13 protein-coding genes are annotated in these 14,579 nt (G+C 62.1%); all 13 read right to left on the reverse strand.

The window, feature by feature from the left end; all coding sequences use genetic code 11:
* Positions 1-13 precede the first annotated feature (13 nt).
* The 13 genes from GOB81_RS04365 to GOB81_RS04425 all read right to left on the reverse strand — a co-directional run bounded on the left by GOB81_RS04365 (position 14) and on the right by GOB81_RS04425 (position 14,419).
* Positions 14-916 (reverse strand): OmpH family outer membrane protein, encoded by a 903-nt coding sequence (locus GOB81_RS04365; protein ID WP_173569272.1) that lies wholly within the window; start codon positions 914-916, stop codon positions 14-16.
* 7 nt (positions 917-923) lie between these two features.
* Positions 924-3,371 (reverse strand): outer membrane protein assembly factor BamA, encoded by a 2,448-nt coding sequence (gene bamA / locus GOB81_RS04370; protein ID WP_173569150.1) that lies wholly within the window; start codon positions 3,369-3,371, stop codon positions 924-926.
* A 224-nt stretch (positions 3,372-3,595) separates the two neighbouring features.
* Positions 3,596-4,702, reverse strand: a complete 1,107-nt coding sequence (gene rseP / locus GOB81_RS04375) for an RIP metalloprotease RseP (RefSeq protein WP_173569151.1) — start codon at positions 4,700-4,702, stop codon at positions 3,596-3,598.
* A 50-nt stretch (positions 4,703-4,752) separates the two neighbouring features.
* The gene (dxr, locus tag GOB81_RS04380; protein WP_173569152.1) at positions 4,753-5,913 is read right to left on the reverse strand and encodes a 1-deoxy-D-xylulose-5-phosphate reductoisomerase; all 1,161 of its coding nucleotides are present in this window, start codon (positions 5,911-5,913) and stop codon (positions 4,753-4,755) included.
* 47 nt (positions 5,914-5,960) lie between these two features.
* A complete protein-coding gene (locus tag GOB81_RS04385) occupies positions 5,961-6,845 on the reverse strand; it encodes a phosphatidate cytidylyltransferase (protein ID WP_173569153.1) in 885 nt (294 codons plus the stop codon).
* Positions 6,842-7,606: a polyprenyl diphosphate synthase gene (gene uppS / locus GOB81_RS04390; RefSeq protein ID WP_173569154.1), complete on the reverse strand. Its 765-nt coding sequence runs from the start codon at positions 7,604-7,606 to the stop codon at positions 6,842-6,844. The genes GOB81_RS04385 and uppS overlap by 4 nt, the downstream gene beginning before the upstream one ends.
* Positions 7,607-7,614: 8 nt before the next feature.
* On the reverse strand, positions 7,615-8,136 hold the full coding sequence (gene frr, locus GOB81_RS04395) for a ribosome recycling factor (protein WP_242010065.1): 522 nt from the start codon (positions 8,134-8,136) through the stop codon (positions 7,615-7,617).
* Between the two features lie 124 nt (positions 8,137-8,260).
* The gene (gene pyrH, locus GOB81_RS04400; protein ID WP_173569156.1) at positions 8,261-8,998 is read right to left on the reverse strand and encodes a UMP kinase; all 738 of its coding nucleotides are present in this window, start codon (positions 8,996-8,998) and stop codon (positions 8,261-8,263) included.
* Between the two features lie 208 nt (positions 8,999-9,206).
* Entirely contained in the window at positions 9,207-10,106 is a 900-nt protein-coding gene (gene era, locus GOB81_RS04405; protein ID WP_173569157.1) for a GTPase Era, read from the reverse strand.
* Positions 10,103-10,816 (reverse strand): ribonuclease III, encoded by a 714-nt coding sequence (rnc, locus tag GOB81_RS04410; RefSeq protein WP_194299805.1) that lies wholly within the window; start codon positions 10,814-10,816, stop codon positions 10,103-10,105. Before rnc ends, era begins: the two co-directional genes overlap by 4 nt.
* Before the next feature lie 39 nt (positions 10,817-10,855).
* Positions 10,856-11,656 carry a signal peptidase I gene (gene lepB, locus GOB81_RS04415; RefSeq protein ID WP_173569274.1) on the reverse strand — a complete coding sequence of 267 codons (801 nt, stop codon included), beginning with the start codon at positions 11,654-11,656 and terminating at the stop codon, positions 10,856-10,858.
* A gap of 113 nt (positions 11,657-11,769) precedes the next feature.
* Positions 11,770-12,177 (reverse strand): holo-ACP synthase, encoded by a 408-nt coding sequence (gene acpS, locus GOB81_RS04420; RefSeq protein WP_173569158.1) that lies wholly within the window; start codon positions 12,175-12,177, stop codon positions 11,770-11,772.
* A gap of 13 nt (positions 12,178-12,190) precedes the next feature.
* Positions 12,191-14,419 carry a RelA/SpoT family protein gene (locus GOB81_RS04425; RefSeq protein ID WP_242010066.1) on the reverse strand — a complete coding sequence of 743 codons (2,229 nt, stop codon included), beginning with the start codon at positions 14,417-14,419 and terminating at the stop codon, positions 12,191-12,193.
* Between the last annotated feature and the right edge of the window lie 160 nt (positions 14,420-14,579).

The raw sequence follows: 14,579 nt of genomic DNA on the forward strand, positions 1-14,579 counted from the left end.
GCCTCTCCCGGCGTCAGTTATGTGCGGGTGCGGCAGCAGGCGCGGCAGCCTGGCTGACCGTCGGAGCCGGGCCCGGCGGCGGCGAGGCCGTTGTCGGCATTTTCCCGGACTTCGCGAGCAATTCCGGATCTTCGTTTGCTGCGGGGATATAGACTTTCGGCAGCACGAGATTCAGCTGTTTCGCCACCTCGTTGGTGACATCCTGACCGTCCACATGCAGCGCGACCTGCTCACTATGCAGCACGAGATTCATGCCGTGGCTGCCAGCGACCTGCTGGATCACCTGAACAAGCTCGCGCTCGATCTGTCCGAGAGCAACCTGCGCTGCTTCCTGAATGATGCGGTTGCGGTCACGGAACTGACGCTGCGCCTTCATCACCTTGGACTGAAGCGCACGCTCCTGCGACTGGATCTGCTCCGCCGTCATGCTCTTGGCGTTGGCCTGCAGCTTCTGCTGCTCTTCGCGCCAACCTGACTGGGCGCGCTGAGCGTCCCGGGCCAGTTCATCGCGACGACCACCGAGTTCACGCTCAACCTGCTGTCCGGCCAGCGACTGGCGCATGACATCAGCAACGCTAATCATGCCAATGACGGCTGTCGGAGGCGCCGAGCCTTTCGGCAGCGGCGTAGCGGGCGGGATGGCTGGCTGGGGCAGGACCGGTGGCGGACGCGAGGAACCTTCGCCCTCCTCTGCGCCTTCTCCGCCCTCATCCGCCATCTGTGCCGGCGCCTCTGCAGGGCGGCTGGAATGAGCCGGTGCATGAGCTGGCGGCGGGGCGACCGGATGGGAGGCCTTGGGCACGAACCAGCCGCTGCCACCACCGGCCGCTTGAGCGAAGGCATTACCGGAAGTCAGGACACTACCGCAGAGCAACATTGAAGAGGCCAGAACAGCGGCCCGCGAAAAACGAAACATCATCACCTCAGAATTGCTGACCAAAGCCAAAGCGCAGAACCTGCGTACGGTCGTTCCAGCTGCGACGGATCGGAATGCCCGCATCGATATTCAGCAGGCCAAAAGGACTTTTCCATGAAAAACCGGCACCGGCGCTGATACGTGGCGATATGGAATCACCACTCACAGCTTCATAATAGGCACCGTCTTTTGCCTTGTTCGTAAAGCGACGCGCCACACGGAGTCCGGCGAGACTGCCGGTGTCGACAAAGGCGCGTCCCCGAAGCCCCATCGCGGATCCGTAGGGGATCGGGAAGTGAACTGTCGCGGACCCGGTGTAGATGAACCGGCCACCGAGCAGATCCTCACCTGCACGGGCATGACCGTCCGGGCCGACATAGCTGGGGCTCGGATCAGCCACGGCACGCGGACCGGCACCGCCGTCGAGGAAGCCACGCAGGTTGTTACCACCGAGATAGAAGTTATCGATGATCCAGTCCTTGCCGTGGCCCCAGTCACTCATGAAGCCTGTGCCCGCCTTGAACTCGACGGTCCAGTCATGGTTGCCCATGAGGTCGTCGAGAGGCAGGTAGTAGGCCGCATCGAACTTGCCGCGCACATATTTCGCATCGCCACCGATACCGGCGAAGTCACCGCCGAGGCGAATGATGAAGCCCTTGTGCGGCATGAGACGGCGATCTCGCGTATCATACTGCAGCACGGTGCCGATCTGGGACAGCAACGAATGACCGACGTTGTCCTGCACGTACTGCGACGCATATTCCCAGACGCCGCCGATATGACGTTCCATCAGCGAGTAGTTGAAGGACTGCGACAGATGGTTGGTATAGGCATAGCCCATACGCAGCGAAATACCGTAACGGCCTTCGGAATAGTTCTGGTACGTCTGGTAACGGTTATTGATGTAGAAGATGTCCGCGCCGACCACGAGGTTCCTGTTCAGGAAGTACGGGTCGGTGATCGAAGCATCCACCTGACGTTCATAATACGCCATGGTGCCCGAAATACCGGCATCCACGCCCGTGCCGAGCAGGTTGTGCTGCTTCAGCCCGATATTGCCGATGATGCCGACGTCCGTCGAATAACCACCACCCAGCGAGAACTCGCCAGTGGGCTTCTCAACCACGTTGGTCGAAACATTGACCTTGTCCGCTGCTGAACCCTGTCCCTGCGAGATCGAGACGGACTTGAAGTAGCCCAGATCCTCGATCGACTGCTTGGCATACTTCTTGAGAACCGGCGTGTACGGGTCGCCCTCTGACATCGGCAACTGACGACGGATCACGTTGTCCCGCGTGACCGTGTTGCCGTTGATGTCGAGGCGCTCGACATACATGCGCGGCCCTTCGCTGACATCGAACAGAAGGTTGACGATCCGCTTCTCAGGATTACGGGCGATTTCAGGCCGCACCATCACGAAGGGAATGCCTTCCGACTGAAGGGTCTCCTCCATGTTGGTCGCGTTCTGCTGCACGGCGTTCCCGTCGTACCACTGGTTCGGATAGAGCTCGATATATTTACGCAGCTTCAGCGCCGGCATGTGCCGCAGGCTGGAACGGAGATCGATTTTACCCAGTCGGTAACGCGGCCCTTCCTTGATGGTGAAGGTCACGAAGAACGACTTGCGGTCCGGCGACATCTCGCCCGTCGCGTTCACCATCTGGAAATCGACGAAACCGTTCGCCAGATAGAAACGCCGCAGCAGTTCGCCGTCATAGCGCAGCCGCTCGGGGTTGTACTGATCCGCCGAAGAGAAGAACCGATACCAGGCCGTCTCCTTGGAGGAGACGACGCTCGCGAGCTGGGCTTCGCTGTAAAACTTGTTGCCCACGAAGGCGATGCGCTTGATCAGCGTCTGCGGGCCTTCATTGATCTGGAAGACCACGTCCACACGGTTATGCGCCAGCTTGATCAGCTGCGGCGTCACTTCAGCGCCGTAACGGGCTTTCTGCGCGTAGACTTCCAGAATTTTCTGGCGGTCGGCCGCCACGGTGTCAGCCGAGAACACGGCGCGCGGACGGAGGGAGATGACCTTGTGCAGGTCCTCATCCTTCGCGGCGCTGTTTCCTTCGAAGACGATCCGGTTGACGATCGGATTCTCGACGACCTGCACCTGAAGCGTGTTGCCCGTGCGGTGAAGCGTCACGTCCTTGAACAGCCCCGTTGCGTACAACGTCTTCAGAGAACGATCGAGATCGTCCTGATTGAAGCTGTCTCCGGGACGGACCACCATATACGACAGCACCGTACTGGTCTCGATGCGGTCATTGCCATGGACTTCAATGTCCTCGATCCGCTGCCCGCGTTCCAGCGCCGTGTCATCCGCAGTGCTGCGGACGGGAGTCACATGCTGACGATGAGGCGTGAACTGGGCAAAAGTCGGTTGGGCGCACAGGGCCGGCAGCGCGCAAGCCGATGCAAGCAGAGCCAAACGTTTACTCTTCAACACCAGCACCCTTTCCGTCCTGAAGCGTCGCCATCAAGGCAGCCTTTCCGAACCGTCATCGCCAGAAGCCTGAACGGAGGCTGCCAGCATGGATGACCGCCACAAACGCAGCTTCTTATCCCATCTTGGGGAACTATCCGAACTAGCGGCCCTCCCGCAAGTCATGCCGACGGTTTTTCCGCGTCATGCAAACGGTTTTTCATCAATATCCGGGCCAGATCGACCGATGCCCCTCAACCACCGAGGGCTGCGAGCCACTTGAACAGGCCGAAATTGGAAAGATCGTTGAACGTGGAAAACAGGAAAAGCCCGGCCAGAAGCGCAAACCCTGCCTGAAAACCCACCTCTTGAATCTTCTTCGGCACAGGTCGGCCACGAATCGCCTCAGCAAGATAAAAAACCAGCCGACCACCATCGAGAATCGGCACGGGGAAAAGATTGATCAGTCCCAGATTGACCGACAGGAGCGCCATGAAAGACAGCAGGCTGGCAAATCCATACTGCGCGACCTGCCCGGACATCTGCGCAATCCGCAGCGGACCGCCAAGATCCTTCGCCGTATGACGCCCCGTCAGGATCTGCCACAGGCCATCCAGCGTCTGCACGGTCGTCACCCAGGTCGCCTGCGCTCCGCTTACCACCGCCTTCGGCAACGACTGGGGAGAACCCGCCGACGTTGCGAATTCGATGCCGAGCTGACCGATCGGGGCCACATGGACAGACGGCGTCACGCGATCCAGCGTAACCGGAAGTGTCATATCTTCTCCGGCACGTTTCACGTGAATGGTCGTCTTTTCGCCCGGCTCTGACGCCACCAGTTTCTGGACGGATGCAGCGTCCGGGGTCGTCTTGCCGCCGAGATCAAGAATAGTGTCGCCAGGTTTCAGACCGGCCGTATCAGCCGCACTTCCCGCCTTTACGGAAGAAACCTCGTTGCGGACGATGGGCTGGCCACAGGTCGCGAACAGCAGCACGAACAGCACGAAGGCCAGCACAAAATTGAAGACAGGCCCTGCGAGGATGATGATTGCCCGCGACAGCACCGGCTTGTCGTGGAACGTCCGCCCCGGCTCCCACGCTGCCTTCTGCTCCTCTGTCGCTTCATCGGGCCCTTCGAAACCATGCGGCTTCACGAAGCCACCGAGCGGAATCGGTCCGATACGCCACTCGGTTCCGGCCCTGTCAGTCCAGCGCAGCAGCGGTGGCCCGAAGCCTATGGAAAAGGTTTCCACCTTCACTCCGCGCCAGCGGGCGGCAAGGTAGTGGCCAAGCTCGTGGATGAAGACCAGCACCCCGAGCACGACGCAGAAAGCCAGAATCGTCCGGATCAGGTCATGCATGGTCAAACTCCTCCTGCACGCCTGTCACAGCGTGAAATTCCGGACCACCTTCAGGCGGCGGCCCGCTTCAGAACACGCTCTTCCGCAGCGCGGCGGGACTCGGCGTCCCAGTGCAGCACGGCATCCAGAGTGTCGATCGGAGGGGCACCAAGCGCCTCCATCACCCACTCGACGATGCGTGAAATATCAACAAAGCCGATCCTGTTGTTCAGGAACGCCTCGACGGCGACTTCATTGGCGGCGGACAGGATCGTGGAGGCCGCACCGCCTTCGCGCAGCGCCTGCCGGGCCAGACGCAGGGCCGGAAAACGAACAGGGTCCGGCTTCTCGAACACCAGCGTGCCGAACGTGGCCAGATCGAGCCGGGGCGAGGTGGTCGCCATGCGCTTCGGCCACGCGAGACAGTGCGCGATGGGAATACGCATGTCGGCAGAGCCCATCTGGGCGATCAGACTGCCATCCGTGTACTGCACCATGCCATGCACGACAGACTGGGGATGCACCAGCACATCGATCCGGTCTTCGGTCAGACCGAAGATGCGGGCGGCCTCGATCACTTCCAGCCCTTTATTGAACATGGATGCGGAATCGATGCTGATTTTCGCCCCCATGCTCCATGTCGGATGCTTGAGAGCCTGCGCTGGCGTGGCGGCTTCCATCTGCTCGGCTGTCGCTGTGCGGAACGGTCCGCCGGATGCCGTCAGGATGATCTTCTCGACCTGATCTTCCTGTCGGTCAGCCATCGCCTGAAACACGGCGTTATGCTCAGAATCGACAGGGAGGAGCGTGGCCTTGGCATCCCTGACGGCGCGCAGCATGACGTCGCCCGCGCAGACCAGCGCTTCCTTGTTGGCCAGCGCAATCGTGCGACCGTTGCGAACGGCTGCCAGCGTCGGCTCCAGACCGGCGGCGCCCGTGATGGCGGCCATCGTCCAGTCAGCAGGAACACCCGCTGCCTCGATGACGGCGGACCGGCCGCCACTGATGCGCACATCGGTTCCGGCAAGAAGGGATTTCAGTTCGGGAACGAGCGTCTCATCCGCGATCACGGCCTGTTCCGCGCGCAGGGCTCGCGCCTGCTCGGCCAGCAGCATCACGTTCCGGCCACCGACCAGAACACGGGTCGAAACGTCTTCGCCCGCCTGATGCAGCAGATCGACCGTCGAACACCCAATGCTGCCTGTGCAGCCCAGAACCGTCACCGTTTTCATTCTTGCCCTATCCTACCCGCATTTCGTCAGGAAAACGAACCCACTCTTCAGCGCCCGATCCACCGCGACAAAGCCGCCATGATATCGTCGGGGCCGACTGCCCAGAATCCTGCTCCCTGCCCGGCCGCCAGCGAAATGAGAGCCGCCAGTGGCGCAACCGCCAGCAGTGCGTCGAACCGGTCGAGCAGGCCGCCATGTCCGGGCAGCAATGTCCCGGAATCCTTCACGCCTCGCCTGCGCTTCACCGCGCTTTCAATCAGATCGCCTGTCTGGGCCACGACACCCAGCAGCGCAGCCCAGAAGGCACTACGGAGCAGCAGGGTCGATGTCGAAAGGCCACCGTCGGCATCAGCGAACACCGCTACGACCACGCCCGCCAGTACAGCGCCGACGAGGCCGCCTGCTGCACCAGACCGGGTTTTACCGGGAGATATGCTCGGAGCCAGCTTCGGGCCGCCGATCAGGCGTCCCACCATGTAGGCGGAGGAATCGCTCGACACCACGACAGCGATGACAAACACAACCGACCAGATGCCGGTTTCCGTGCCCAGCCGCAGCCACAGAAGGGCCGCCCCCGCCGCCACGATTACCGCGTTGCCACACCACAGTGCAGGTCCGAACACGAAGGCGCTCATCGGGAAGATCGGAAGCTGGGTCCAGTGTCCCTGCGACGCCACGATTCCGGCACAGGCAGCCCAGAGCAGATAGAGGATGTGACGCCAGGTTTTTCTGGCGAGGCCGAACATATCCGCCATTTCCATGGCGAGGCCGGTCATCGTTAGGGTGATGAGGACCTTATAGACGGAGCCACCGAGCCCGATCGCCGTGGCCGCGACGACGACCAGGACAGCCGCCGAGGTCAGGCGCGGACGCAGGTCCTGCCAGTTGGACCCGGAACCCGACGATGAGGGCTTGGAAACCTGACCGTTCACGCCGGACGGGCACCGAAGCGACGCTCGCGACGACCATAAATCTCAAGCACATGATTGAAACTGGCCTCACTGAAATCGGGCCAGAGTTCCTCGAGGAAAACCAGTTCGGCGTAAGCGCTTTGCCACAGCAGAAAATTGGACAGGCGGTGCTCGCCACTCGTACGGACGATCACGTCCGGATCAGGGATGCCCGCCGTGAGCAGATGCCGTGACACCACGTTTTCGTCGATGGCGTCCGGATCGAGTTCACCCCGCATGACGGCGCGCGCGATGGCCTTCGTCGCCTGCACGATCTCGCTTCGGCCACCGTAAGACAGGGCGAGTAGCAGCGTGAGGCCGGTATTGTTCGCCGTAAGCCGTTCGGCCCGCGCGAGTTCCGCGCAGAGATCGGGTCCGAAGCGGTGGATTTCACCCACGAAGAGAATCCGGATCTGCTGGCTGTGCAGTTCGGCAACCTTGTGGCGCAGATAGAACCGCAGCAATCCGGTCAGGTCCGCCACTTCGGCAGGACCACGCCGCCAGTTTTCCGAAGAAAACGTATACAGCGTCAGATATTCAAGCCCGCTGGCACGCGCCGCCTTCAGACAACGCGTGACGGCCTCGGCCCCTGCCCGGTGACCGGCAATGCGCGGCAAACCCCGGGAGGCCGCCCAGCGTCCGTTTCCGTCCATGATGATGGCGACATGCCGTGGAACGGATCCGCCCGAGGACGTGCCGACCGGGTTCGCACCCGCGGTAGCCGCTGCCAGGGGAAGGGGCATCGCGGAACTCAGACCTGCTTGATCTCGCGTTCTTTCTCCGCGAGCATCTCATCGATTTTCTTGACGTACTGGTCGGTAAGCTTCTGGATCACCTCGGACCACGTCTTCACGTCGTCCTCACCGATCTCGCTCTTCTTTTCCAGCGTCTTTGTCTTGTCCATACCGTCGCGCCGCACGCCGCGAATGGCGATCTTAGCGCCTTCCGAATAGCGTCCGGCTGCCTTGGCGAGTTCATTGCGGCGCTCTTCCGTCAACTGCGGAATCGGCACGCGAATCATCTGCCCTTCGCCGGCGGGGTTCAGTCCCAGACCCGAATCGCGAATCGCTTTTTCGACCAGTCCGGCCAGCGAACGATCCCAGACCTGCACGGTCAGCATCCGCGCTTCAGGCGCTGCGACGGTAGCGACCTGTGACAGCGGGACTTCGCCGCCATAGGCCTCAACGCGGACCGGCTCCAGCAGCGCTGCATTGGCCCGGCCAGAGCGCAGGCCGGCGAAATCCCGGCGCAGACTTTCCAGCGCGCCATCCATGCGGCGGGTCAGATCCTCAGTAAGCGTGTTCAGTTCAGCCACAGTGGCTCTCCTACAACAAAACCGGCAGGCGCGTTCCCTGCCGGGTTAACCATAGATGTTCAGTGCGCGTCCTTGCGCTGTATCAACTGGCTTCTTCGATACGGGTAAACAGTCCCTCACCGCGCATGACACGCTGGAACGCCCCGGCCTCGTGAATGTTGAAGACCACGATCGGGAGCCTGTTTTCACGCGCAAGGCTGATAGCCGCCGCATCCATGACATTGAGATCACGGGAGAGGACTTCAAGATAGGTCAGATGATCGTAACGCTTCGCATCCGGATTCTTGCGCGGGTCCGAGCAATAGACGCCATCGACCTGCGTGCCTTTGAGCAGGATGTCGCAATCCATTTCCGCCGCACGCAGGGCCGCGGCCGTATCCGTCGTGAAGAACGGATTGCCTGTGCCCGCCGCGAAAATCACCACCCGGCCTTTTTCCATATGGCGCACGGCGCGCCGACGAATATAGGGCTCGGCAATTGACGACATGTGAATGGCAGACATCACCCGGGTCGGCACCTGTTCGCGCTCCAGTGCATTCTGCACCATGAGGGCGTTGATGACGGTCGCGAGCATACCCGCGTAGTCGCCCTGAGCGCGATCCATGCCGCGAGCGGCCGCGGTCAGGCCACGGAAGATGTTGCCGCCACCGACCACGAGGCAGACCTGCACCCCACTCTGCGCCACGGCGGCGACATCCGAGGCAATACGATCGACCGTATTGGCGTCGACACCGTACTGACCGGTGCCCATCAGCGCTTCCCCGGAAATTTTGAGGAGTGCGCGACGAGGTGCGACGGAGCCTTCAGCGGTGGTATTCATGGTACCTCAATGAGAGCGGGTGATCGGATGTCTGTCCGCGCCCTCCCTTGCCCTCTCGGACCGTCGGACACGGAACCCGAGGCAATCTCTTATCGTTCACCGGCGTGTATCACAAGAAGAGACCCGCACATGAGTGCGGATTCCGCGATGCTGGCAAACGAGAGCGATATTTCCCCGAAAGAACGGCAGGCAGGCCCGGCGCTCCGTTTCAGAGCGTGTCGTCCAGCCCGATCGCGCGCAGACGCGCCCGCTCCTCGTCCCAGCCAGCCCGCTCTTTCACATTGAGAAACAGGTGGCAGGGGCGTTCCAGCAGCGAAGCAAGCTGAAGGCGCGCCTTCAGCCCGATCTCACGGATACGGCGCCCCCGCTCCCCGATCAGAATCGCCTTGTGGCTGGCGCGGGAAACGTAAACCGTCACATCGATGCGAACCGATCCGTCAGGCCGCTCGACGAAGCTTTCCGTCTCGACGGTCGCGCCATAAGGCACTTCTTCGTGAGTCTGCAGGAAGATCTGCTCGCGGACCAGTTCTGCCGCCAGCAGCCGATCAGGCAGATCGGTCATGTCGTCTTCGGGATAAAGATACGGCCCGACGGGGAGCGTCTCGGCAAGACGGTCGAGGAGGTCCTCGACGCCGTTGCCGCTTTTGGCGCTGATCATGAAAACATGCTCGACGGGAATCATCTCGGCGATGGATGCGGTCAGCGGCAGGAGCGACTGCGGCGTCACGAGATCGGTCTTGTTCAGCACGAGCCACACGCGGCGACCAGCCTTGGCCAGCTGTTCGACGACGGCCACTGTCGCATCATTGAGGCCGGATTTTGCGTCAACCAGCAGCAATGTGATGTCGGCATCCTGGGAGCCTGTCCACGCGGCGGCGACCATTGCCCGGTCCAGCTTGCGCTTTGGGCGGAAAATACCCGGCGTATCCACGATCATGATCTGCGTCACGTGCCGGACCAGAATACCCAGCACGCGGAAACGTGTCGTCTGGGCTTTCGGACTGACGATGGAGAGTTTCGCGCCCGCCATCCGGTTGAGAAGTGTCGATTTTCCGGCGTTCGGCGCACCCACAAGGGCCGCGAACCCGCACCGTGTCTGTTCAGTCATTTCCGTCCTGCTCCCGGTGCGGCGTTAAATCTCATCAGTAAATTGGCGGCGGCGGCACTTTCAGCGGCGCGTTTGCTGCCTGCCTCGCCCTCGCCCACCATGCCCGCGGCGTGGACTGCAATGACGAAACAGGGCGCATGGGATGGACCATCCGCGCTGACCGTCTCGTAAACCGGCAGGGCGAGACCACGCCCCAGCACCCATTCCTGCAATGCCGTTTTCGGGTCTTTCGGTGGCTTGGCCTGAGCGATGATCGCGCTGCCCCACCACTGCCGCACCAGCTTGCGTGCCGGGTCCAGACCTCCATCAAGGTACAGGGCGCCCAGAACGGCTTCCAGCGCATCCGCCAGAACATTGGCCGTGCCACGGATGCCAGCCCGATCTTCGTGCTCCGCGACATCCAGAGCTTCCGGCAGCCCGACATCCTCGGCAACCGTGGCCAGAGCATTGCGGGACACGAGATGGGCATGACGTGAACCCAGCGCGCCCTCCTGCTCGTCCGGATAGCGTTCGAGCAGCAATTCCGCCATGAGCAGCCCGAGCACGCGGTCGCCGATAAATTCCAGCCGCTCGTTGGACCCCGCGCCCTTGGCCTGCCGCCGACCGCGCCCGGAACTCCGCTGATGCGCGGCCGAGCGATGCGTCAGCGCCTCTTCAAGGATTTTCACCTTGCTGAAGCGATATCCGATCCGCTTCTGGAGGTTATCCAACGCCGTCTGGTCCACGAGATGTCCGTTCGTCACAATCGTTCAGTGCACGACATGGAAAAGCCGGGCCCACCGGATTTCCGTCGGCCATGCCCAGAACTGCCAGAACGGATGGCGCATATCCACCGAGAAGAAGATCATACCAGCCCGTCCGACGAGATTCTCCATCGGCACGAAGCCGAGATCCTCGTCGCCTTCGCCCATGAAGCGACTGTCCGCGCTGTGATCGCGGTTATCGCCCATCGCGAAGAAATAGCCCGGCGGCACGACATAGTCGGGGGTGTCATTGCGCAGGCCGTCCTCGGGGAAACGCAGCACCTGATGCTCCACCGGCGATGCGCCTTCGCTGCCCGGCAGGGTTTCCAGGCACCGGTGACCGGCCCGGTTCAGGTGGTTCTCGTCTTCTTCCGTGTAATCGCCTTCCGGGACGCAACTCACGGCGCCACCGTTCAGATACAACTGGCCACCACGCACCTGCACATGATCGCCGGGCAGCCCGACGATGCGCTTCACGTAATCAATGGAAGGATCTTTGGTGAAGCGGAAGACGGCCACGTCACCGCGATGAGGCTCGGCGCCCCAGATACGGCCTTCGAACAGGTTGGGCGACAGCGGGAAGGAATATTTCGAATATCCGTAGCTGTATTTCGAGACCCACAGATAATCGCCCACCTGCAGGGTCGGGATCATCGAACCGGAGGGAATATTGAACGGTTCATAGAGAAACGTGCGCACGACCAGAACCAGCAGAACGACACTGACAAGCCAGCGGACGAAATCGAACAGGCCCTCTTTCTTCGGCGCAGGCTGCTGGTCCCGTGCTGTTTCGTCCGTCCGCTTCATTCCGTTCCCTGTCTTCTTCATCGCCCGGTATTTCCGGGCGGATTATCCTTCGCCCCTGATCGGACGACGGCGGATGAAGCCGGGGAGGCAGGTCCCTGTCAAGACAAACCGCCTCAGACGGCGGGAATAGCTTCGATCATGACCTGCGCCAGAGCGTAGGGTTCGTCGTCTGTCATCGACAAATGGAGGCGACCCGTCATGCCTTCAGGCACCATCGTCGCCAGCCGCGCCGCGGCTCCGCCGACGAGCGTGAGGGTCGGCTGACCGGAAGGGAGATTCTGCACGCCGATGGTGCTGTGGAACACGCCGTCGGCAAATCCCGTCCCCAACGCCTTGGCGCAGGCTTCCTTGGCTGCCCAGCGCTTCGCGTAGGCACCGATCCGCGCCTGACCGTTGCGCCGGTCGGCGCGGGCGCGCTCGGTTTCGGTAAAGACGCGCAGAAGAAACCGGTCGCCAAACCGTTCGATGGCGCGCTCGATGCGCCGCATGTCGCACAGGTCCATCCCGGTGCCGATGATCATGACATGGTCTCTGTCACGACCGCGCCCGCTCGACCTGCGAGATCCCTTCAGCCGAACGCAATCCCCCGATCACACTGGAAAGATGCTTGAGGTCGCGGACTTCCACATCCACCAGCACTTCCATGAAATCGAGCTGCCTGTGCACGATCTTCAGGTTGACGATCGACCCGTCCTGCCTTGAAACCGCGTTGGTGATCGTGGCCAGCATGGTCGGTTCATTGGCGGCGATCACGGTCACACGGCCCACGAAAGGCTCGCTGGCCACGCTGCTGCCTGTTTTTCCCAGAGCGGCATAATCCCAGTCCACATCCAGAAAACGCTCCGGGGTGGCGGCGAAGGACTCTAGGGTCTGGCACGTCGCGGTATGGATTGTGACGCCCTTGCCGGTCGCCACGACACCGACGATCCGATCGCCCGGCAGAGGGTGACAGCAGCCGGCAAAGTGCACGGCGATACCGCTGCCCAGCCCGACAAGAGGCGTTGCGCCACCGCTGGTCTTCGGCTTCGGCATCGGGGGCCGTGCGACCAGACCGGGGATCATGCGCGGACCGCGCGCCGTCCTCCGAAGTTCGGGGTAGGCGGCATGCACCACGTCGCGCGGGCCGATACTGCTGGTGCCGACAGCAACGTAGAGATCCTCGACGGAAGACTGCTTGAGGTCTTTGAGCAGCGTCTCCAGCACCTTTTCGGAGCCATCCACGCCTTCCTGACGGAATGCCTTCGCCAGCGTCGCCTTGCCGGAATCGAGCGAGACCTGTCGCTGCTGCTGCGCCACGTAACGGCGGATACGCGCCCGCGCCTTGCCGGTGACGACGAATCGTTCCCATGATGGCGACGGCGCTCCGCCGCGCGCGGTCATGATCTCGACCTGATCGCCGTTCTGAAGTTCGTAGCGCAGCGGCACCAGCCGCCCGTTCACCTTTGCGCCGACGCAGGAATCACCGACCTGACTGTGGACGGCATAGGCGAAATCAACGGGCGTCGCCCCGGCTGGAAGCGGGATCAGCTGCCCTTTCGGCGTGAAGCAGAAGACCTGATCCTGATAGAGTTCGAGCTTGGTATTTTCGAGGAACTCATCCGGTGCGGAAGAATCTTCGAGGATTTCCAGCAGATCCTGCACCCAGCGCGGGCGCTTCATCCTGCCGACAGCCTCGCCCGGGGCGCTGCCGGGAGGGAGCTGCTTGTAGGCCCAGTGCGCCGCGACACCGTTCTCGGCGATGTCGTTCATGTCCGCCGTACGGATCTGCACTTCGATCTTCTGGTTACGCGGGTGCCGCAGCGTCACGCCGGTATGCAGGCTCTGATATCCGTTGGCCTTCGGCGTGGAGATATAGTCCTTGAAGCGTCCGACAATCATCGGGAACGCGCCGTGAATGGCGCCCAGCGCCGCGTAACAGGACTCACGGGACTCCACGATGATGCGGAATGCCATGATGTCGGACAACTGCTCGAACGCCACGTTGCGACGCTGCATCTTTTCCCAGATGGAATAAGGTGACTTCTCGCGCCCCTTCACCTCGACATGGGTAATGCCGGCTTCAAGACAGAGCCGGATCAGGTCCTTCTTCACGTCCTCAATGACGTCCGCGCCCTGTCCACGCAGATAGTTCAGCCGTGCCCGGATCGTCGCGTCGGCTTCAGGCTCAAGCTGCGCGAAGGCGAGGTTCTGGAGCTCCGTCTTGACGCGGTCCATACCGATGCGCCCGGCGAGGGGGGCATAGATATCCATCGTCTCGCGGGCGATACGGCGGCGGTCCTCGCGCTGCACGAAATGCAGCGTGCGCATGTTGTGCAGCCGGTCCGCCAGCTTGACGATGAGCACACGGATGTCGCGCGACATCGCCAGCACGAGCTTGCGGAAGTTTTCGGCCTGCTTGGTGCGGTCGGACTGGAGTTCCAGCCGTGTCAGCTTGGTGACGCCATCGACCAGTTCGGCAACGGTCGGGCCGAACTGCTCCCGCAGCACCTCGACGGTGATGCCGGTATCTTCGATCGTGTCGTGAAGGAGGGCGGTCGCGATGGACGGAACGTCCATTCGGAAACGCGCCAGAATCAGCGCGACGGCCAGCGGGTGGGTGATATAGGGGTCGCCCGCATCGCGGAGCTGCCCTTCGTGGGCATCACGCGCGACGGTGAAGGCACGCCGGACCAGATCGACATCCGCGTCCGGATTGTATCGGAGAATGCGCTGAATCAGGCGATCCGGCGAAATCTCGATACTCTCATCATCTGTATCCCGCATCACCGCGCCCCCGTGCGGAGAAAGGATGCGGGGATCCTGCCCCATACTCATGCCCGCCTCTCCAGCACTCCGGAACAGCCGGGCGGCATGACGGAAAGAGACACGGGGATAGCAACGTCTCCACGGCTGGCGGTGACACTGTATCTGTCCGGCTTAAGCA

Origin of the sequence: Acetobacter conturbans, from assembly GCF_011516755.1 — a bacterium.
GTDB classification, from domain to species: domain Bacteria; phylum Pseudomonadota; class Alphaproteobacteria; order Acetobacterales; family Acetobacteraceae; genus Acetobacter; species Acetobacter conturbans.